We start from the raw sequence: 20,730 nt of genomic DNA, 5'->3' as shown, positions 1-20,730 counted from the left end.
CCCCCCGCCCGCGCCCATCCCCCTGCCGGTGGAGCCCTGCGACTACCGCACCCTGTCCGAGCCGGTGCGGGCACGCTTCGCCAAGCTGAAGAGCCGCGACGTCGCCCTCAGCGTCGAGGGTCTCGGCAAGGTCTTCCGCGCCTCCGGCGGCGGCCAGACCACCGCCCTGCGCGGCATCGACCTCGTCACCCACCGGCGTGAATTTCTCTGCGTCGTCGGCCCCTCCGGCTGCGGCAAGTCCACGTTCGTGCGCATCCTCGCCGGTCTGGAGACGGCGAGTTCCGGCGTGGTCCGGGTCGGCGGCGTGCCGGTCTCGGGGCCCGGCGCCGACCGCGGCATGGTCTTCCAGGGCTACACGCTGTTCCCCTGGCTCAGCGTCCTGCGCAACGTCGCCTTCGGCCTGGAGGAGAACGGCACGCCCCGGCGGGAGGCCGAGCGCGAGGCCCGGCAATGGCTGGCGCTGATCGGGCTCGAGGCCTTCGCCGAGGCCTTCCCGCACCAGCTCTCGGGGGGCATGAAGCAGCGGGTCGCCATCGCGCGGGCGCTCGCGACCCGCCCGCGCATCCTGCTCATGGACGAGCCGTTCTCGGCCCTCGACACCCAGTCGCGGGCGCGGATGCAGGCCTACCTCATCGAGATCTGGCGCAAGATCGACATCACCATCGTGTTCATCACCCACGACCTCGACGAGGCCGTGTACCTCGCCGACCGCATCCTGGTGCTGAAGGCGCATCCGGGCGAGGTGGCCGAGCTGATTGAGGTGCCGGTGCCCCGGCCGCGCAGCCCGGACCAGATGCTGGGGCCGGAATTCCGCGCCACCCGCGCTCGGCTCGACGCGCTGATCCACCCGCCCCGGGACGAGGCCGAGGCCGACGAGCCCGCCGCCACGGCCCTCGTCACCCGCATGGCGCCGGCCGGCGACGAGGTCGAGTGATGGCGGCCGCCCCCCTGCTCTGGGCCGAGCGCACCTGGGAGGAGATTCCCGCCGATCTGGCGGCGGCGTCGCGGGCCGCGATCCTGCCGGTGGGCGCCACCGAGCAGCACGGCCCCCATCTCGGCTGCGGCATGGATTTCGTGCTGGCCGAGCGCCTCGCCCAAGCGGTGTCGGCGCGGACCCGCGTGCCGGTGCTGCCGACGCTGCCCTATGGCTGCTCCCTCGGCCACAGCCGGCGCTGGCCCGGGACGATCACCCTCGATCCCCTCGTGATGACCCAGCTCGTCACGCAGATCGGCACGTCCGCCTATCATTCGGGCGTGCGGCGGCTGTTCCTGGTCAACGCCCACGTCACCAACGCCGCGCCCCTGCGCTGCGCCCTGGAGATGCTGCGCGCCGCCCACGACGACCTCCTGGTGGCGCTCGTGAATTCGGCGACCGTCAGCGAGCGGGTGCGCGAAGCCCACTTCGCCGATGCCGCGGACTGGCACGCCAACGCCGCCGAGACCGCGCTGATGATGGCGACGGCGCCCGCGCTCGTGCGCCCCGACCGGATCGCCGCGGCGGACGATCCCGACCGGACCGAGGGCCTGGTCTTCGCCCATCCGGTCAACCGCACCAGCCGGAACGGCGTCACCGGCCGTCCGTCGCAGGCGAGCCGCGCCGAGGGCGAGCGCCTGTTCGGCTGGATGGTCGAGGACCTGTCGGAGCTCGTGCGGCGCGGCCTCGCCGAGACCCCGCCCCTCCCCCATCCCTACGACGTTTCCGCGTAAGAGGAGCGAGCCCATGGCTCATACAACCGACATCGACCCCGCCATCGCCGCGCTGCAGGCCGACCTGCGCGGCAAGGGCGTGAAATACGTCATCGGCGCCTATGTCGACATCCACGGTGCCCAGAAGGCCAAGGTGGTGCCCATCGACCACCTGCCCCAGATGGCCGCCGGCTCCGAGCGCTACACCGGCTACGCCCTCGACGGCCTCGGTCAGGCCCCGAACGAGGACGAGCTCGCCTCGGTGCCGGACCTGTCCCAGGTGATCCAGCTGCCCTGGGAGCCGAAGCTCGCCTGGACCCCGGCCGACCTGACCTTCCAGGGCCGGCCCTACCCACTCTCCACCCGCGTGGCGCTGAAATCGGTGCTCGCCGAGGCCGAGGCGATGGGCTTCGGCTTCAACCTCGGCATCGAGTGCGAGATCTTCCTTCTGCGCCAAGCCGCCGACGGCTCTCTGCACACGCCGGTCGCGGACGATAAACTCGTCAAGCCCTGCTACGACGTGCGCGGCTTTACCGACAACTTCGCCTGGCTCGACAAGGTCGCGACCACGATCAACGATCTCGGCTGGGACCTGTATTCGTTCGACCACGAGGATGCGAACGGCCAGTTCGAGTTCGACTTCAACTACGCCGACGCCCTGACCATGTGCGACCGGCTGACCTTCTTCCGCATGATGGCGAAGCACTACGCCAAGGAGGAGGGGCTGGTCGCCACGATGATGCCCAAGCCCTTCGCCGACCGCACCGGCAACGGCGCGCATTTCAACATGTCGCTGTTCGACCGCGAGACCGGCCGCAACGTCTTCGCCTGCGACCCCTCGGACGACCCGCGCGGGCTCGGCCTCACCGAGACCGGCTACCACTTCATCGGCGGCGTGCTGAAGCACGGCCGTGCCCTCTGCGCCGCCTTCGCCCCCACGGTGAACAGCTACAAGCGCCTGGTGCGCCAGGGCGCGATGGCGGGCTTTTCCTGGGCGCCGGTGTTCAACTCCTACGGCTCCAACAACCGCACCAACTCGGTGCGGGTGCCGGCCGGCGGCGGGCGCTGCGAGAGCCGCAACGCGGACGGCGCCGTGAACCCCTACCTCGCCGGCGCTCTGGTGCTCGCCGCCGGCCTGGAGGGCGTGCGCGAGCGGATCGACCCCGGCGCGCCGAACGAGGACAATCTCTACGACCTCAGCGACGCCGAGCGCGAGGCCCGGGGCATCGCCTTCCTGCCACAGACCCTGATGGAGGCGGTGGAGGCCTTCGCGGCCGATCCCCTGGTGGAGCGCACCCTCGGCAAGGGGCTGCGCGACGAGTTCATCCGCTACAAGACCGCCGAATGGCAGGATTATCATCTCACCGTCAGCGCCTGGGAGATCGAGCGCTACAGCCACCTGTTCTAGGCGGCCCTCCGACCCCCGCATCTGCCCGGCCGGGACGACCCGGCCTCGTGAACAGGGCTCACCATCGGCCGGGACGACCCGGCGGACGATTGAGGAACGGGCATGACCACGGCGTCACCGAACACCACGGAAGAGACCATCGCCGAGAACCGGCGACGCTACGAGGCGCTGAAGCGCGCCGGGCAGGACCAAGCGCCCCGCGTCCTGCCGCCGCCCTCGCCCCACGGCCTGCCGCTCCCCGGCGCGGCCCTGCACGTCGAGACGATCCCGGGCGGCTGGTACTGGACGACGCATCTCGCCCGCGGCGAGGCCCTGCGCATCGCCCTCGACCACGGCCCCGCGAGCGTCGCCCTGGTCGCCTGGAGCGCGGCCGATCCCTCCGAGCGGCTGAACACCGCCGACACCGCGAAGGTGCAGTGGACCACCGCCCTGCAGAAGGGCCGGGTGCTGTTCTCCGACATGGGCCGGGTAATGCTGTCGCTGACCGAGGATTCCTGCGGCGCGCACGATTCCCTGGCCGGCGGCTCCAACGCCGCCGCGAACGCCGCGCGCTATCCCGGCGGCCCCCACCGCAACACCCGGGATAACCTCCTCCTCGCCGCCCTGAAGTCCGGGCTCGACCGGCGCGACATCCCCGCGCTGGTCAGCTTCTTCGCCCCGGTCAGCGTCGGCCCGGAAGGGCGACTGGCCTGGAACGAGGCCGGCCGGCGGCGCGGCGACTTCGTCGACCTGCGCGCCGAGATGGACCTCACCGTTACCCTCTCGAACTGTCCCCACCCCCTCGACCCGGCGCCCGACTACGCGCCGAACCCCGTTGCGGTCACCCGCTTCCGGGCACCGCCCGCGGCTGCGGATGACCTCTGCCGCACGGCGACGCCCGAAGCCGCGCGCGGCTTCGAGAACAACGCCCTGGCCGGGCAGTGAGGGAGGACGCAGCATGACCGACACAAACACGCTCCTCGACGTCACCGTCCCGGCCCAGGCCCCCTGGTCCGGCCTCGTGCGCCGGGGCCAGACCCTGCGCATCACCGACACGGACGGCTGCCAGGCGGTCGACACCCTGTTCTACCGCGCCGACGACCTCGGCGAGCGCTACTCCTCCCAGGACACCGTGCGGATGCAGGGGGCGGCCTACGTCACCGTCGGCACGCCCCTCGTCTCCAGCGAGGGCCGGGTGATGGCCCGGGTCACGGCCGATTCCTGCGGACGCCACGACACCTCGGCCGGGGCCTGCTCCTGCGAGAGCAACACCGTCCGCTTCGGGCACGCCACGAAGTACCTGCATGCCTGCCGCGAGAACTTCGCCCTGGAGGTGGTCAAGTACGGCCTCACCAAGCGTGACATCCCGCCGAACATCAACTTCTTCATGAACGTGCCGATCGAGCAGAACGGCGATCTCGCCATCGTCGACGGCGTCTCGGCGCCGGGTGACTACGTCGAGATCACGGCGGAGATGGACGTGATCTGCGTGATCTCGAACTGCCCGCAGATCAACAATCCCTGCAACGGCTTCAACCCGACGCCGATCCGGGTCACGATCCGGGACGCGGGCTGATGTTCGCGAAGATCCTCATCGCCAACCGGGGCGAGATCGCGCGCCGCATCGGGCGCACCTGCCGGCGCCTGGGCATCGCCTCGGTGGCGGTCTATTCCGATGCCGACCGCTTCACCCGCGGCGTGCTGGAGGCCGACGAGGCCGTGCGCCTCGGCCCTGCCCCCGCCGCCGAGAGCTACCTCGACGTCGAGGCGGTGATCGCCGCCTGCCGGGCGACCGGCGCGCAGGCGGTGCATCCGGGCTACGGCTTCCTCTCCGAGAACGTCGCCTTCGCCGAGCGGCTGGCGGCCGAGGGGATCGTCTTCATCGGGCCGAAGCCCGAGCATCTCTCCGCTTTCGGCCTGAAGCACACCGCCCGCGAACTCGCCCGGGCGAGCGGGGTCCCGCTCCTGCCCGGCACCGACCTCCTGCCCGATTGCGCGGCGGCCCTCGCGGCGGCCGAGGCCATCGGCTACCCGGTCATGCTCAAGAGCACGGCGGGCGGCGGCGGCATCGGCATGCGCCTCTGCGCGTCCGCCGCGGACCTGGCCGAGCACTACGCCGCGGTGGAGCGCACGGCGCGCGCCAGCTTCGGCGACGCCCGGGTCTATCTCGAGCGCTTCGTCGGCGCCGCCCGCCACGTGGAGGTGCAGATCTTCGGCGACGGACAGGGCCGCGTGGTGGCGCTCGGCGAGCGCGACTGCTCGCTCCAGCGCCGGAACCAGAAGGTCATCGAGGAGACACCGGCGCCGAACCTGCCGGACGCGGTCCGCGCGCGCCTGCACGCGGCGGCCGTGGCGCTGGGAACCAGCGTCGCCTACGCCTCGGCCGGCACCGTGGAGTTCATCTACGATCCGGTGCGCGAGGATTTCGCCTTCCTCGAAGTCAACACCCGGCTCCAGGTGGAGCATCCGGTCACCGAGGCGGTCTTCGGCATCGATCTCGTCGAATGGATGATCCGCCAGGCCGCCGGCGAGGACGTCATCGGCGCCGCGGGCCCCCTCGTCCCCAAGGGCGCCGCCATGGAGGCGCGGCTCTACGCCGAGATCCCGCACGCCAATTTCGCCCCGAGCGCGGGCCTCCTCACCGAGGTACGCTTCCCCGAAGGCGCCCGGATCGACGGCTGGATCGAGACCGGCACCGAGGTGACGCCGTTCTACGATCCGATGCTCGCCAAGATCATCGTCACCGGGGCCGACCGCCCTGCCGCCCTGGCGGCCCTGCGCGCGGCCCTGGACGGCACGGCGGTCTCAGGCATCGAGACCAACCGCGACTATCTCCGCGCCATCGCGGGCTCCGAGCTCTTTGCCGAGGGCCGCGTCGCTACCACGGCCCTGCGCGACTTCGCCTTCCACCCCCGCAGCGTCGAGGTGCTGCTGCCCGGCGCCCAGTCGAGCCTGCAGGAGCTGCCCGGCCGCCTCGGCCTGTGGCACGTCGGCGTACCCCCGAGCGGCCCCATGGATGCGCGCAGCTTCCGCGAGGCCAATGTCCGGGTCGGCAATCCGCCCGACACCTGCGCCCTCGAACTCACGGTGTCCGGCCCGACCCTGCGCTTTCACGCCGATACCATCGTGGCGGTCTGCGGGGCGCGGATGCCGGTCAAACGCGACGGCATCGAGCAGCCCCATGGGACCGCCTTTCCGGTACGGGCCGGTCAGACCCTGAGCCTTGGGGCGATCGCCGGCCCCGGCCAGCGCAGCTACCTCGCCCTGCGCGGCGGGTTCGCGGCGCCCGTCGTGCTCGGCTCGCGCGCCACCTTCGCCCTCGGCGCCTTCGGCGGCCACGCCACCGGCGTGCTGAAGGCCGGCGACGTGCTGCATCTCGGCGACGCGGACGCGGTCCCGGCCGAGACCCCGGAACCGGCGCCCCTGACGCACGACTGGACCCTCGGCGTCGTCTACGGCCCGCACGGGGCCCCGGACTTCTTCCAGGAGGCGGACATCGCCGACCTGTTCTCGGCCACCTACGAGGTGCACTTCAACTCCGCCCGCACCGGTGTGCGCCTGATGGGGCCGACGCCGCGCTGGGCGCGGGCCGATGGCGGCGAGGCCGGCCTGCATCCCTCCAATCTGCACGACAACGCCTACGCCATCGGCGCCATCGACTTCACCGGCGACATGCCGATCCTGCTCGGGCCCGACGGCCCCAGCCTCGGCGGCTTCGTCTGCCCGGCGGTGATCGCGCGCGACGAACTCTGGAAGATGGGCCAGCTGCGCCCGGGCGACCGGGTGCGCTTCGCGCCCGCGGAACGCCCCGAGGACGACGCGCTGTCGCCCACGGACCCACCCGTCGCCCCGGTCGCGCCGGCGATCCGCCGCGGCTCGCCGATCCTGGCCCGCGACGAATCCGGTCCCGTCCCGGTGGCCTATCGCCGCGAGGGCGACGACAACCTCCTGGTCGAGTACGGCCCGATGGCGCTCGACATCGGCATCCGGCTGCGCGTCCACCTCCTCGCGCAGGCGGTGGCCGAGGCGCGGCTCGCCGGCCTCATCGACCTCACGCCCGGCATCCGCTCGCTGCAGATCCACTACGACGGCGCGGCCCTGCCCCGGAGCCGCCTCCTCGGCACCCTGCGGGAGATCGAGGCCGGCCTGCCCCGCGCGGAGGACGTCACGGTCGCGAGCCGGACTGTCCACCTGCCCCTGTCCTGGAACGACCCGCAGGCAGCCCTCGCCATGCGCAAGTACCAGGAACTGGTCCGCCCGAACGCACCCTGGTGCCCCTCGAACATCGAGTTCATCCGCCGGATCAACGGGCTCGACGACGAGCAGGCGGTGCGGGACATCATCTTCGACGCCCAGTACCTCGTCATGGGCCTCGGCGACGTCTATCTCGGGGCGCCGGTGGCGACGCCGGTGGACCCGCGCCATCGCCTCGTGACGACGAAGTACAACCCCGCCCGCACCTGGACGCCCGAGAACGCCGTCGGCATCGGTGGCGCCTACATGTGCATTTACGGCATGGAAGGGCCGGGCGGGTACCAGCTCTTCGGGCGCACCATCCAGATGTGGAACACCTGGCGCACGACCCGCGAATTCACGCCCGGCCATCCCTGGCTCCTGCGCCCCTTCGATCGCATCCGGTTCTTCCCCGTCGATCCGGCCGAACTGACGGAGGCGCGCGCCGCCTTCCCGCACGGGGCCTATCCGGTGCGGATTGAGGACGGGACCTTCTCCTACGCCGCCCATCGCTCGGAACTCGCGGCGCACGCCCCGGAGATCCAGGCGGCCAAGGCGCGCCAGCAGACGGCCTACGAGGCCGAGCGCCAGCGCTGGAAGGCGGAAGGGCTCGACAGCTTCGTGGCCGAGGAGGCGATCTCGGACGGCACGGAGGATGCTGTGCCCGCCGGCTGCGTCGGCGTGCCGACCACGGTGCCGGGCAACGTCTGGAAGCTGCTGGTCGCCCCCGGCGACCGGGTCGCCGCGGGGGAGACCGTGGCGATCCTGGAATCGATGAAGATGGAAATCGCCGTCGCCGCCCCGGCGGCGGGTGTGGTGCGGGAGATCCGCGCCCAGCCCGGCCGGACCTTGCGCGGCGGCGACCTTGTCGCGGTGATCGAGGAGACCTGAACCCATGCTGCCCACGATCCTGGACATCCCGAGCCTGCGCGCGGCCTTCGCCGACGGCCGCCTCGACCCGGTCGGCCTCGCCGAGATCGTCGCCGAACGGATGGCGGCCTCGCCGGACCCGGCGGTCTTCATCACGCCGGTGTCGCGCACCGACCTCGTCGCGGCGGCCCACGCCCTGGTGGCGGCGCATCCGGAGCCGAATTCCCTGCCCCTCTGGGGCCTGCCCTTCGCCGTGAAGGACAACATCGACGTGGCGGGCCTGCCCACCACCGCCGCCTGCCCGGCCTTCGCCTATACGCCGGAGCGGGACGCCGAGGTGGTGGCCCGCCTCAAGGCGGCGGGGGCGCTCGTGACCGGCAAGACCAACCTCGACCAGTTCGCCACCGGCCTCAACGGCACCCGTTCGCCCTACGGCGCCCCACGCAGCGTGTTCAACGCCGACTACGTCTCCGGCGGGTCGAGTTCCGGCTCGGCCGTGGCCGTGGCGGCCGGGCTCGCCTGCTTCAGCCTCGGCACCGACACCGCCGGCTCGGGCCGCGTGCCGGCGGCCTTCAACAACCTCGTCGGGATCAAGCCGACGCCGGGAGCGCTGAGCACCACGGGCCTCGTGCCGGCCTGCCGCAGCCTCGATTGCATCACGGTCTTCGCCAGCACCGTCGGCGACGGCATCGCCGTGCGCCGGATCGCCGAGGGCTTCGACCCGGCCGATCCCTATTCGCGCCCGGTGGTCCCGCATCCGCTGCCGGCGGCGGGCCTGCGCTTCGGCGTGCTCGCTCCGACCGAGCGCGAGTTCTACGGCGATACCGAGACGGCGGCTCTCTACGACGCCGCCATCGCCCGGCTGGAGCGCCTCGGCGGCGTCGCGGTGCCGTTCGACTACGCGCCCTTCCGCGAGATTGCCGCCCTGCTCTACGACGGCCCCTGGGTCGCCGAGCGGCTGGCGGCCATCGAGGCGTTCCATGCCGACCACGCCGCCGCGATGGACCCGAGCGTGCGCGCCATCACCGAATCGGCGCGCGGCTACAGCGCCGTCGATGCCTTCCGGGGCCGCTACGCCTTCGAGGCGTGCAAGCGCCGGACCGACACGATCCTGGCCGAGATCGACGTCCTGCTGCTGCCGACCGCGCCGACCACCTACTCGGTCGCCGAGATGGCGGCGGAGCCCATCGTCCGGAACAGCCATTTCGGCCGCTACACCAACTTCGCCAACCTGCTCGGGATGGCCGCCATCGCGGTCCCGGCCGGGTTCCGTCGGGACGGCCTGCCGGCCGGCGTGATGCTGGTCGGCCCCGGCTTCAGCGACGAGGCCCTGGCACCCTGGGCCGATGCCCTGCATCGCGCCCTCGGCGCAGGCATGGGCGTCGACCGCGACCGCGTCCTGCCGGAGGAAAGCCGGGTCGCCCCCGCCGCCTCCGGGCAGATCCCCCTGGTGGTGGTCGGCGCCCATCTCACCGGACTGCCTCTCAACCACCAGCTCCATGACCTCGGGGCGACCTTCCTGCGCGCGACCCGGACGGCCCCGGATTACCGGCTCTACGCCCTGCCCGGCACGGTGCCGCCGAAGCCCGGCCTCGTGCGCGAGCCCGGATTCGAGGGACCCGGCCTGGAGGTGGAGGTCTGGGGCCTCGACCCCGCGGCCTTCGGGCGCTTCACCGCCGCGATCCCCGCACCCCTCGGCATCGGCAAGATCGCGCTCGCCGACGGCGAGCCCGTCTCGGGCTTCCTGTGCGAGGCCCATGCGGTCGCGGGCGCGCCGGAGATCACGCATCACGGGGGCTGGCGCGCCTACCTCGCCGCAGGCCGCGCCTGAGGCGGACCCGGCCGCCCTTGCGAGGGCCGGCGGGCTTGCCCTAAACCCCGGGCTCGGCAGGCCCTGAGCCGGCCTCGAAGAGGAACCGGGTTTGCCGCGCACCCTACGCTGTCGCCTCGACGCCTTCAGCCAGATCGAGGCGGACGGGACCCCGGACACGTGGCGCGCGACCGGGTCCGACCCGCATTTCCGGCTCTGGCCGCCGGAGGGACGCCGGCGCCATCGCGGCGGCTGGGTGCGCCTGCGCGCCGACCTCACGGCGCTGGACCGGAGCAAGCTCGTCCCGATCCTCTACGTTGACGACGGCAAGGGGTTTCGCGAGACGCTGACCATTCCGCTGGAGGCCGATGCCGCCGGCATCGACAACCTCGTGCACCTGCCCCGCAGGGTCCGGGGCTTGCGCCTCGACCCGATGAGCGGCGCCGGGCGCTTCCGCCTCGGCGAGGTCTCGCTGACCTATCTCGGCCCGGTCGGCGCCGTGGCCGAGACCGCCCGCCGCCTCCTGGACACGCTGCCCGAAGCGGAGCGCGCGCCGGCCCGCCTCCTCGCGCGTCTCCGCGCCGCCTGGCGCGCGAAGGGCGCCGCCGAACTCTGGCGGGAGTTCCGGGCGAGTGCCCGGCCGCGCCCGGTCCCGGCCTCCTACACGGCCTGGATCGACAAGGTCGAGACGCCATCCCGACTCAGCGTCGCGGCGATGCGCGCCGAGATCGAGGGCTTTCGCCTGCGCCCGCGCATCTCCATCGTCATGCCGGTCTACCAGACCCCGCGGCGCTGGCTGGAAGCCGCCATCGCCTCGGTCCAGGCCCAGGCCTATCCCGACTGGGAACTCTGCCTCTGCGACGACAACTCGCCGGACCCGCGGATCTGGCCGCTGCTCCAGGCCTTCGCGGCCCAGGACCCGCGGATCAAGCTGCACCGCCGCACTGCGAACGGGCGCATCTCGGCTGCCTCGAACGACGCCATGGCGCTGGCGACCGGCCGCTACATGACCCTGATGGACCACGACGACGTGATCCCGGACAACGCGCTCTACGAGTTCGTCCGCGTGCTGAACGCCGACGAGACCGTCGATTTCATCTATTCCGACGAGGACAAGATCTCCGTCGACGGGGTGCGCTACGACCCGTTCTTCAAGCCGGACTGGTCGCCCGAAGCCCTCGAAGCCTGCATGTACACCGCCCACCTGGCGCTCTACCGCATGGACATCGTGGCGCGGATCGGCGGCTTTCGCGACGAATGCAACGGGGCGCAGGATTACGACTTCGCCCTGCGCTACACCGAGCACGTCCGCAACGTCGTCCACGTGCCGAAGGTGCTCTACCACTGGCGCGCGATTCCCGGCTCCACCGCCCAGACCATGGACAACAAGGACTACGTCGTCGCCGCGGCGATCCGCGGCCTCGAGGACCGGGCCCGGCGCACCGGCGAACTCGACTTCGCCCGCTCCAGCCCCTTCAAGGGCTGCTTCGAGATGCGGCGCAAGCTGACCGAGCGTCCCCGCATCTCCCTGGTGATCCCCACCGCCGGGCGCGACAGCACCGTCGGCGGCCGGACCGTGGATCTCCTGGCCGCCTGCCTCGACAGCGTGGCCGCCCGCAGCACCTATCCCGACCTCGAGTTCGTGGTGGTCGACAACGGCGACCTGCGCCCCGGCACCGAGGCGGCCCTGGCCCGCCACGGCGCCCGGCGCGTCACCTGGTCCGAGCCGGTCTTCAACGTGGCCGCCAAGATGAACCTCGGCGCGGCCGCGGCCAGCGGCACGGTGCTGGTCTTCCTCAACGACGACATCGCCGTCATCACCCCCGACTGGATCGAGGCGATGCTGGCCCAACTGCAGATCCCCGGCGTCGGCGCCGTCGGCCCCAAGCTCCTGTTCGAGACCGGCGAGATCCAGCATGCCGGCGTCTCGATCGTGGACGCGACCCCCGACCATGTCCGCCGCGGCTATCCGGGCGACGATCCCGGGCACTACTTCTCCACGGTGGGCAGCCGCAACTATCTCGCGGTGACGGGCGCCTGCGTGATGGTGCGCCGGGCCGACTTCGAGGCCATCGGCGGCTTCGATGCGGGCTTCGCGGTCAATTACAACGACGTCGATCTGTGCCTTCGGCTGCGCGAGCGCGGCCTGCGCAGCGTCTACTGCGCTCAGGCCAGCCTCTACCACTACGAGAGCCGCAACCGGGCCCGCACGGTCGACCCGGCCGAGCACCAGCGCTTCCGCGATCGCTGGGCGGCGAAACTGCCCCGCGATCCCTATTACGGCGAGTGGTTCGAGGCCCTGCCCCCGACCTTCGAACTCGACCCGGCGCGCTTCTGAGCCTTCGCGGGCAGCGAAGGCTGGATCGGAAAACTCCGAATTGCGAACAGCTCCAAGGTAGGATCATTGTCCCGGCTCGCGAACGGGGCGGAATCGGTCGATGCCGGCAGGGGCGTTCATGGGTGGGGAGGCGACGGTCGTGCTGACCGCGATCCTGCTCGTCCTGTGCATGGGCCTCTGGGCCAGCGGGCTCATCGCCGAGATCATCACCGCGATGCTGTTCTTCGCCGGGGCGATGCTGTTTCGCCTCGCGCCTCCCGCGACGGTGTTCTCGGGCTTCGCCTCCTCGGCCTTCTGGCTCGTCCTCAGCGGGATGGTGGTGGGCCTCGCGATGACACGCTCGGGCCTCGGCGACCGCCTGGCGCGAAGCCTGTCGGGCCGCCTCTCGGCCTCCTACCCGGCCTTCATCGCCGGCATCGTCGCCCTCTCCTTCGCCGTCGCCTTCGTGATGCCGTCCAATCTCGGCCGCATCGCCCTCCTCGTCCCCGTGGTGCTCGCCCTCTGCGACGCCTTCGGCCTCGAGAGCGGGCGCCCGGGCCGGCACGGGTCCGTTCTGGCGGTGGGGCTCGCCACGCCGATCCTCTCGGCCGCGATCCTGCCCGCCAACGTGCCGAATCTTGTGATGGCCGGCACCGCCGAGACTCAGTACGGCCTCCACATCGCCTACCTGCCCTACCTGCTGCTGCACGCGCCGGTGCTGGCCCTGGTGAAGGGCGCCCTGCTCGTGCTGGCGATCCTGTGGCTGTTTCCCGACCGGCTCGATCACGGCGAGAACGGGGCGGCGCTGGCGAAGGAACCCCTGCGGCCCGAGGCCCGGCGCCTCGCCGTGATCCTGGCCGGCACCCTCGCCCTCTGGGTCACGGACAGCCTGCACCACATCGCCCCGGCCTGGGTCGGCCTCGTCGCCGCCATCCTCTGCCTGATGCCCCGGATCGGCGTGCTGCCGGCCGAGGCCTTCGGCGCGGTGAATCTGCGCACCTGCTTCTACGTCGCCGCCCTGCTGGGCCTCGTCGCCACGGTGAACGAGACCGGCCTCGGCGCCAGCCTCGGCCACGCCCTCCTCCACGTGGCGCCGCTGACCCCGGACGCGCCGGGCTACAATTTCGGGATTCTGACAGGGCTGGCGGCGATCCTCACGGTCGCCGTCACCGCCAACGGCGCCCCGGCTCTCTACACGGCGCTCGCCGGCGAGATGGCGCGGGCGAGCGGGCTCGACCTCATGGCCGTGGTGATGATCCAGGTCGTGGGCTACTCGACTCTGTTCCTGCCCTATCAGGCCCCGCCGATCGTCCTCGCGCTCGACCTCGGCAAGGTGCCTCTGCGGGCGGCGACGCGGCTCACCCTTGCCACGGGGCTCGCCTCCCTCCTCGTCGTCGCACCCCTGGATTATCTTTGGTGGCGCGCGCTCGGATGGTTGCCATGAGGCCGGAGCGACCGAATGACGATTTGGCGCCTGTGTCGCATGTGCGCTGCGGCAAAGCGGGGTTGCGCATTGGCGCGTGCCCGGTAGCACTTTAGAGACGATCCAAATTTTTCTTGGCGCCCTGTCAAATCCGGGTGCGTCGCCCAGTCGAGGACCTTCAGCACGATGGCTCCAACCGTCCGCCCCACGGTCGCCCAGCCGCTCTCGCCCCATCTCCAGATCTACCGCTGGACCTGGACCATGGCGATGTCGGTGTTCCACCGCATCACCGGCACGGCCCTCTACGGCGGCTCGGCCCTGGTGGCGATCTGGCTCGTGGCCCTCGCCTCGGGCCCGGCCGCCTACGGCACCGTGTCCTGGTTCTTCGGCTCGATCGTCGGCCGCCTGGTGCTGTTCGTCTACACCTGGATCCTGATGCACCACATGCTGGGCGGCTTGCGCCACTTCATCTGGGACCTCGGCTACGGCTTCGACCGCGCCCAGCGCATGGGCCTCGCCCGCGCGACCCTGATCGGCTCCGTCATCCTGACCGTCCTGATCTGGGCCCTCGCCCTGACCCTGCGCTGAGGAGACCGACCGATGGTCGACAACCGCCAGAACACCAACGTCACCATGCGCACCCCCCGTGCCCGGGTGAAGGGCCTCGGGGCCTCGGGCCACGGCGCGGGCCATTTCTGGACCCAGCGCCTAACCGCCGCCGCCAACGCGCCGCTGATGCTGGCCTTCGTGGTCATCGTCGCGCTGATGGCGAACCGGACCTACCCGGAGGCCATCGCGCTGATGTCGCACCCGGTGGTGGCCCTCCTGCTGATCCTCGCCGTCATCTCGGTGACGGCCCATATGAGGATCGGGATGCAGGTCATCATCGAGGACTACGTCCATGACAAGACGCTCAAGCTCCTGAGCCTGCTCGCCAACAATTTCTACGCGGTCGTCGTCGCCGTAGCCTGCCTGTACGCGATCCTGCGCGTCGGCCTCGGCAAGCTCGTCTGACCCGCCCCCCGAACCCGAAGGATCAGCCCATGGCCACCAACGGAACCAACGGCAACGGCGCTCCCGCCTACACGATCAACGACCACACCTTCGACGTGGTGGTGGTGGGCGCCGGCGGCGCGGGCCTTCGCGCCACCGTGGGCTGCTCCCAGGCCGGCCTGCGCACCGCCTGCATCTCGAAGGTGTTCCCCACCCGCTCGCACACCGTGGCGGCGCAGGGCGGCATCTCGGCCTCGCTCGGCAACATGGGCCCGGACGACTGGCGCTGGCACATGTACGACACCGTCAAGGGCTCCGACTGGCTCGGCGACCAGGACGCGATCGAGTACCTCGTGCGCAATGCGCCGGCCGCGGTCTACGAGCTCGAGCACTGGGGCGTGCCCTTCTCCCGCACGGAAGAGGGCAAGATCTACCAGCGCCCCTTCGGCGGCATGACCACCGATTACGGCAAGGGTACCGCCCAGCGCACCTGCGCGGCGGCCGACCGCACCGGCCACGCCATGCTGCACACCCTCTACGGCCAGGCGGTGAAGAACCACACCAACTTCTTCATCGAGTACTTCGCCCTCGACCTGATCATGGACGAGGAGGGCCGCTGCCTCGGCGTCATCGCCATCGACCAGGCCTCCGGCGAGATCCACCGCTTCCGCGCCCAGATGACGATCCTGGCCACCGGCGGCTATGGGCGCTCGTACTTCTCGGCCACCTCCGCCCACACCTGTACCGGTGACGGCAACGCCATGGTGCTGCGCGCCGGCCTGCCCCTGCAGGACATGGAGTTCGTACAGTTCCACCCCACCGGCATCTACGGCGCCGGCTGCCTGATCACCGAGGGCGCCCGGGGCGAGGGCGGCTACCTGACCAATTCCGAGGGCGAGCGCTTCATGGAGCGCTACGCCCCGAGCGCCAAGGACCTCGCCTCGCGCGACGTGGTCTCCCGCTCGATGACCATGGAGATCCGGGCCGGTCGCGGCGTCGGCAAGTCCAACGACCACATCTACCTGCACCTCGACCACCTCGACCCGGCGATCCTGCACCAGCGCCTGCCGGGCATCTCGGAATCCGCCAAGATCTTCGCCGGCGTCGACGTCACCAAGGAGCCGATCCCGGTGCTGCCGACGGTCCATTACAACATGGGCGGCATCCCGACGAACTATCACGGCGAGGTGCTGACCCTGAAGAACGGCAACCCCGACACGGTGGTGCCGGGCCTGATGGCGCTCGGCGAGGCCGCCTGCGTCTCGGTGCACGGGGCCAACCGCCTCGGCTCCAACTCGCTGATCGACCTCGTGGTCTTCGGCCGCGCGGCCGGCCTGCGCTGCGCCGAGATCGTCGAGGCCGGCGCCCGCCAGATGGAGCTGCCGAAGGATTCCGCCGACAAGGCCCTCGGCCGCCTCGACCGCTTCCGCTACGCCAGCGGCGGCACGCCGACGGCGCAGCTGCGGGCCGAGATGCAGAAGACGATGCAGAATAACTGCGCCGTGTTCCGCACCGGCGAGGTTCTGGAAGAGGGCAAGACCCTGATCCACAAGGTCGCCGCCGGCATCCCGGACATCCACGTCAACGACCGCTCGCTGATCTGGAACACCGACCTCCTCGAGACCCTGGAATTCGACAACCTGATCGGTCAGGCCGTCGTCACCATGGAATCGGCCGCCAACCGGAAGGAAAGCCGCGGCGCCCACGCCCGCGAGGACTTCCCGGATCGCGACGACAAGGAGTGGATGAAGCACACGCTGGCCTGGATGGACGACACCTCCAAGCAGGTCAGCATCGATTACCGCCCGGTCCACACCTACACGATGTCGAACGAGATCCAGTACATCGAGCCGAAGGCGCGCGTGTACTGAGGAAACGACTGGTGTCGTTCCCCGGATTGGTTCTCACGAGACGGATTTAGGCACGCCAAACCATGGCTCAGTTCAATCTACCCAAGAACTCTCAGATCACCGAGGGCAAGACCTGGCCTCGGCCGCAGGGGGCCAACAACCTCCAGGAATTCCGGATCTACCGCTGGAATCCCGACGACGGGAAGAACCCGCGCGTCGACGTCTACCAAGTCGATCGGGACGATTGCGGCCCGATGGTCCTCGACGCCCTGCTGTGGATCAAGAGCAAGGTCGACTCGACCCTGGTGTTCCGCCGCTCCTGCCGCGAGGGCATCTGCGGCTCCTGCGCCATGAACATCGAGGGCCAGAACGCGCTGGCCTGCACCATGGGCATCGACGAGTGCCAGGAGCACGCCAAGGGCAAGAAGACCGGCGCGGTGCGGATCTACCCGCTGCCGCACATGCCGGTGCTGAAGGACCTCGTCCCGGATCTCACGAACTTCTTTGCCCAGCACGCCTCGATCGAGCCCTGGCTCCAGACCGAGACGCCGGCGCCCGAGGGCGAGTGGAAGCAGACGCCGGAGGACCGGGCCCAGCTCGACGGCCTCTACGAGTGCATCCTCTGCGCCTGCTGCACCACCTCCTGCCCGAGCTACTGGTGGAACGGCGACCGCTTCCTCGGCCCGGCGGCCCTGCTCCAGGCCTATCGCTGGCTGATCGACAGCCGCGACGAGAACACCGGCGAGCGCCTCGACGCCCTGCACGATCCCTTCCGGCTGTATCGCTGCCACACGATCATGAACTGCGCCAACACCTGCCCGAAGAGCCTGAACCCGGCGAAAGCCATCGCGGAGATCAAGAAGATGATGATCGCCCGCGAGGTCTGAGCCGGACTCCGGTTCGGCGAACCCGATCTCGGCCTCCGCGGTCGAGGCTGGACGAAAGAAGGGGCGCGCGGTCGATCGGACCGCCCGCACCCGGGGCCACCGCCGGCCTACTCGGCCGGCGCGTGGTGGGGCACGTGCACCGCGCCGGGCTCCGCCTCGGGCTGGATGCCCTCGGTGGCGTCCTTGCGGCGGAAGATCCGCATCACCACCACGAAGAACACCGGCACGAACAGCACCGCCAGGATGGTGGCCGAGATCATGCCGCCGAGCACGCCGGTGCCGATCGCCTGCTGGCTCTTCGAGGCGGCGCCGGTGGCGATGGCCAGCGGCACCACGCCGAAGATGAAGGCGAGCGAGGTCATCACGATGGGCCGGAACCGCAGGGCCGAGGCCTCGATGGTGGCGTCGACCAGCGACTTGCCCGGCTTCCACAGGTCCTTGGCGAATTCCACGATCAGGATCGCGTTCTTGGCCGAGAGACCGATGATCGTGATGATGCCGATCTTGAAGTAGACGTCGTTGGGCAGGCCGCGCAGGTACACCGCCGCCACCGAGCCGACGATGCCGAGCGGGATGACGAGCAGCACCGAGAACGGGATCGACCAGCTCTCGTAGAGGGCGGCGAGACACAGGAACACGATCAGGATCGAGAGGCCGAGGAGCAGCGAGGCCTGCGAGCCCGCCTGCTTCTCCTGCAGCGACTGGCCGGTCCAGGCATAGCCGAAGCCCTTCGGCAATTGCTGCATCAGGCGCTCCATCTCGGCGATGGCGTCGCCCGAAGTGTAGCCCGCGGCCGGCTCGCCGGTGAAGCGGACCGACTGGTAGCCGTTGAAGCCGACGATCTGCGAGGGGCCGACGCCCCATTTCAGGTCCGCGAAGGACGACATCGGCACCATCGTGCCCATGGCGTTCTTCACCCCGTAGTTCAGCAGGTCGGGCGCCTGCATGCGCTGCAGCTGTTCCGCCTGGACGTAGACGCGCTGCATCTTGCCCTGGTTGGGGAAGTCGTTGGTGTAGACCGAGCCCAGGTTGACCTGGATGGTGCTGTTGATGTCCTCGAACTTCACCCCGAGGGCGGCGGCCTTCTCGCGGTCGATGATCAGCTCCGCCTGCGGCGTCGGGGACAGGCCCTCGATCTTCATCTTCTGCAGGATGGGGCTCTTCTTGGCGAGGGTCAGCAGCTGCGACTCGGCCGCCGTGAGGGCCGAGTAGCCGCGCTGGGCCCGGTCCTGGAGGCGGAACGAGAAGCCGGCGGCGTTGCCGAGGTTGTCCACCGGCGGCGGCTCCTGCGCGTCGATGATGGCGTCGCGGTAGCCGGCGAGGGCCGCGTTGGTGTCGGCCACCAGGGCGCTGGCGGAATTGGCCGCGTCGCGCTCGCTCCAGGGCTTCAGGGTGACGAAGGCCTGGCTCAGGTTCGGGCCCTGGCCCGAGAACGAGAAGCCGTTCAGCATCGTCACGGTGGCGACCCCGGGCCGGGCCAGGAGATACTGCTCCACCTCGCGCACCGCCGCCTGGGTGCGGTTGAACGAGGCGCCGGGCGGCGTCTGGATGTCGACCGTGAAGAAGCCCTGGTCCTCCACGGGCAGGAAGCCCTCGGGCAGGCGCAGGAAGGCGAAGCCGACCCCGACCAGCAGGGCGAGGTAGACCATCATCACCTTGCCGGAGCGCTTGATCAGCCCGGCGACGCCGCGGCCGTAGCGGGCCGTCTCGCGGTCGACGATCCGGTTGAACCAGCCGAAGAAGCCGCCCTTGGCGTGGCCGTGGCCCTTCTCGATCGGCTTCAGCAGGGTCGCGCAGAGCGCCGGGGTCAGCGACAGGGCGAGGAGCGCCGAGAAGCCGATCGAGGTCACCATCGCGATGGAGAACTGCCGGTAGATGATGCCCACCGAACCGGGGAAGAAGGCCATCGGGATGAACACCGCGACGAGCACCAGGGTGATGCCGATGATGGCGCCGGTGATCTGGCTCATCGCCTTGCGGGTGGCCTCCTTCGGCGGGAGCCCCTCCTCGTTCATGATGCGCTCGACGTTCTCCACCACCACGATGGCGTCGTCGACGAGGATGCCGATGGCCAGCACCATGCCGAACATGGTGAGCACGTTGATCGAGAACCCCGCCAGCAGCATCACCGTGACGGTGCCGAGGAGCGCGATCGGGACGACGATGGTGGGGATCAGGGTGTAGCGGATGTTCTGCAGGAACAGGTACATCACCACGAACACCAGCACCACCGCCTCGACCAGGGTCATCAGGACCTTCTTGATCGAGGCCTGCACCGCCGGGGTGATGTCGTAGGGGATGTCCCACTTCAGGCCGGGCGGGAAGAACTGCGACAGCTCCTCCATCTTGGCGCGGATGGCCTGGGCGGTCTCGAGGGCGTTGCCGTCGGGGGCCAGGGTCACGGAGATGCCCGCCGCCTCGCCGCCGTTGAGGCGGGTGGAGAACTGGTAGGCGTCGCCGCCGAGCTCGATCCGGGACACGTCGCGCAGGCGCACGTTCGAGCCGTCGGAATTCGCCCGCAGCACGATCGCGCCGAAATCCTCCACGGTGTTGAGCTGGCCCTTGACGATGATCGGCGCGAAGACCGGGTGCTTGCTCGGGCTCGGCTGGGCGCCGACCGCGCCGGACGCGATCTGGATGTTCTGGTTGCGGATCGCGTCGGTGACGTCCTCGGGGGTCAATGACAGGCCGCGCAGCTTGTCGGGATCGACCCAGACGCGCAGCGAGCGCTCGGTCGAGTAGAGGGTCGCGCGGCCGACGCCGGGCACGCGGCGGATCTCGTTGATGACGTTGCGGATCAGGAAGTCGCCCAGCCCGATCTCGTCCATCTTCCCGTCGGTGGAGACCAGCGTGATGATGTTGAGCGTCGCCGCCGAGGCCTCCTCGACCAGGATGCCCTGCTGGCGCACCTCCGCCGGCAGGCGGGCTTCGACGCGCTTCAGGCGGTTCTGCACCTCGACGGAGGCCAGCGCCGGGTCGGTGCCGGGCAGGAAGGTCGCGGTGATGTTGATCGAGCCGAAGGAATCGGTGGTCGACTCGAAGCTCATGATGTTGGCCGCCCCGTTCAGCTCATCCTCGATGAGCCGGGTCGTGCCGGTGTAGAGGCTCTCCACCGAGGCGCCCGGGAAGGCGGTGGAGAGGGCGATCGAGGGGGGCGCGATCACGGGATACTGCGCCACCGGCAGCAGGGGCAGGGAGAGCACGCCGCCCAGGATGATGAAGAGGGCGACGACCCAGGCGAAGACCGGCCGGTCGATGAAGAAGCGAGCCATGG

Annotated in this window: 14 protein-coding genes; 13 read left to right on the top strand and 1 reads right to left on the bottom strand. The window is 70.5% G+C overall.

Going from position 1 to position 20,730, the window contains the following annotated elements; genetic code table 11:
• Nucleotides 1–16: 16 nt before the first annotated feature.
• The 13 genes from AC3WLN_RS10640 to AC3WLN_RS10580 all read left to right on the top strand — a co-directional run bounded on the left by AC3WLN_RS10640 (nt 17) and on the right by AC3WLN_RS10580 (nt 17,456).
• Nucleotides 17–934, top strand: a complete 918-nt coding sequence (locus AC3WLN_RS10640; protein ID WP_492481063.1) for an ABC transporter ATP-binding protein — start codon at nt 17–19, stop codon at nt 932–934.
• On the top strand, nt 934–1,707 hold the full coding sequence (locus AC3WLN_RS10635; RefSeq protein WP_492481056.1) for a creatininase family protein: 774 nt from the start codon (nt 934–936) through the stop codon (nt 1,705–1,707). The genes AC3WLN_RS10640 and AC3WLN_RS10635 overlap by 1 nt, the downstream gene beginning before the upstream one ends.
• Nucleotides 1,708–1,720: 13 nt before the next feature.
• Nucleotides 1,721–3,094 carry a type III glutamate--ammonia ligase gene (glnT, locus tag AC3WLN_RS10630; RefSeq protein ID WP_492481054.1) on the top strand — a complete coding sequence of 458 codons (1,374 nt, stop codon included), beginning with the start codon at nt 1,721–1,723 and terminating at the stop codon, nt 3,092–3,094.
• Between the two features lie 102 nt (nt 3,095–3,196).
• Nucleotides 3,197–4,018 (top strand): urea amidolyase associated protein UAAP1, encoded by an 822-nt coding sequence (locus AC3WLN_RS10625; RefSeq protein ID WP_492481052.1) that lies wholly within the window; start codon nt 3,197–3,199, stop codon nt 4,016–4,018.
• A gap of 13 nt (nt 4,019–4,031) precedes the next feature.
• Nucleotides 4,032–4,649, top strand: a complete 618-nt coding sequence (locus AC3WLN_RS10620; RefSeq protein WP_492481050.1) for an urea amidolyase associated protein UAAP2 — start codon at nt 4,032–4,034, stop codon at nt 4,647–4,649.
• On the top strand, nt 4,649–8,197 hold the full coding sequence (gene uca, locus AC3WLN_RS10615) for an urea carboxylase (RefSeq protein WP_492481048.1): 3,549 nt from the start codon (nt 4,649–4,651) through the stop codon (nt 8,195–8,197). Before AC3WLN_RS10620 ends, uca begins: the two co-directional genes overlap by 1 nt.
• Nucleotides 8,198–8,201: 4 nt before the next feature.
• Nucleotides 8,202–10,007, top strand: coding sequence for an allophanate hydrolase (gene atzF / locus AC3WLN_RS10610; RefSeq protein WP_492481046.1), 1,806 nt, complete (start codon nt 8,202–8,204; stop codon nt 10,005–10,007).
• A 91-nt stretch (nt 10,008–10,098) separates the two neighbouring features.
• Nucleotides 10,099–12,324: a glycosyltransferase family 2 protein gene (locus AC3WLN_RS10605; protein WP_492481044.1), complete on the top strand. Its 2,226-nt coding sequence runs from the start codon at nt 10,099–10,101 to the stop codon at nt 12,322–12,324.
• A gap of 100 nt (nt 12,325–12,424) precedes the next feature.
• Complete coding sequence (locus AC3WLN_RS10600; protein WP_492481042.1) at nt 12,425–13,747, top strand: SLC13 family permease; 1,323 nt, start codon at nt 12,425–12,427, stop codon at nt 13,745–13,747.
• A gap of 165 nt (nt 13,748–13,912) precedes the next feature.
• On the top strand, nt 13,913–14,314 hold the full coding sequence (gene sdhC, locus AC3WLN_RS10595; RefSeq protein WP_056474844.1) for a succinate dehydrogenase, cytochrome b556 subunit: 402 nt from the start codon (nt 13,913–13,915) through the stop codon (nt 14,312–14,314).
• A gap of 12 nt (nt 14,315–14,326) precedes the next feature.
• Nucleotides 14,327–14,740, top strand: a complete 414-nt coding sequence (sdhD, locus tag AC3WLN_RS10590) for a succinate dehydrogenase, hydrophobic membrane anchor protein (RefSeq protein ID WP_492481040.1) — start codon at nt 14,327–14,329, stop codon at nt 14,738–14,740.
• Nucleotides 14,741–14,769: 29 nt separating this feature from the next.
• Entirely contained in the window at nt 14,770–16,590 is a 1,821-nt protein-coding gene (gene sdhA / locus AC3WLN_RS10585) for a succinate dehydrogenase flavoprotein subunit (RefSeq protein ID WP_447675613.1), read from the top strand.
• Nucleotides 16,591–16,652: 62 nt separating this feature from the next.
• A complete protein-coding gene (locus tag AC3WLN_RS10580) occupies nt 16,653–17,456 on the top strand; it encodes a succinate dehydrogenase iron-sulfur subunit (protein ID WP_055952937.1) in 804 nt (267 codons plus the stop codon).
• 107 nt (nt 17,457–17,563) lie between these two features.
• Here the strand turns inward: AC3WLN_RS10580 and AC3WLN_RS10575 are convergent, their stop codons facing one another.
• A complete protein-coding gene (locus tag AC3WLN_RS10575; RefSeq protein WP_492481038.1) occupies nt 17,564–20,728 on the bottom strand; it encodes a multidrug efflux RND transporter permease subunit in 3,165 nt (1,054 codons plus the stop codon).
• Nucleotides 20,729–20,730 lie beyond the last annotated feature (2 nt).

The sequence above is a fragment of the Methylobacterium sp. FW306-05-D genome (assembly GCF_058782155.1).
The sequence above is the reverse complement of the archived record's forward strand: the minus strand, read 5'-3'. Positions and strand labels throughout refer to the sequence as shown.

Coding starts and splice junctions, on each gene's coding strand:
- AC3WLN_RS10635 (WP_492481056.1), top strand. CDS start 934: ATGGCGGCCGCCCCCCTGCTCTGGGCCGAGCGCACCTGGGAGGAGATT.
- AC3WLN_RS10575 (WP_492481038.1), bottom strand. CDS start 20,728: ATGGCTCGCTTCTTCATCGACCGGCCGGTCTTCGCCTGGGTCGTCGCC.
- sdhC (WP_056474844.1), top strand. CDS start 13,913: ATGGCTCCAACCGTCCGCCCCACGGTCGCCCAGCCGCTCTCGCCCCAT.
- sdhD (WP_492481040.1), top strand. CDS start 14,327: ATGGTCGACAACCGCCAGAACACCAACGTCACCATGCGCACCCCCCGT.
- AC3WLN_RS10620 (WP_492481050.1), top strand. CDS start 4,032: ATGACCGACACAAACACGCTCCTCGACGTCACCGTCCCGGCCCAGGCC.
- sdhA (WP_447675613.1), top strand. CDS start 14,770: ATGGCCACCAACGGAACCAACGGCAACGGCGCTCCCGCCTACACGATC.
- AC3WLN_RS10625 (WP_492481052.1), top strand. CDS start 3,197: ATGACCACGGCGTCACCGAACACCACGGAAGAGACCATCGCCGAGAAC.
- glnT (WP_492481054.1), top strand. CDS start 1,721: ATGGCTCATACAACCGACATCGACCCCGCCATCGCCGCGCTGCAGGCC.
- atzF (WP_492481046.1), top strand. CDS start 8,202: ATGCTGCCCACGATCCTGGACATCCCGAGCCTGCGCGCGGCCTTCGCC.
- uca (WP_492481048.1), top strand. CDS start 4,649: ATGTTCGCGAAGATCCTCATCGCCAACCGGGGCGAGATCGCGCGCCGC.
- AC3WLN_RS10580 (WP_055952937.1), top strand. CDS start 16,653: ATGGCTCAGTTCAATCTACCCAAGAACTCTCAGATCACCGAGGGCAAG.
- AC3WLN_RS10600 (WP_492481042.1), top strand. CDS start 12,425: ATGCCGGCAGGGGCGTTCATGGGTGGGGAGGCGACGGTCGTGCTGACC.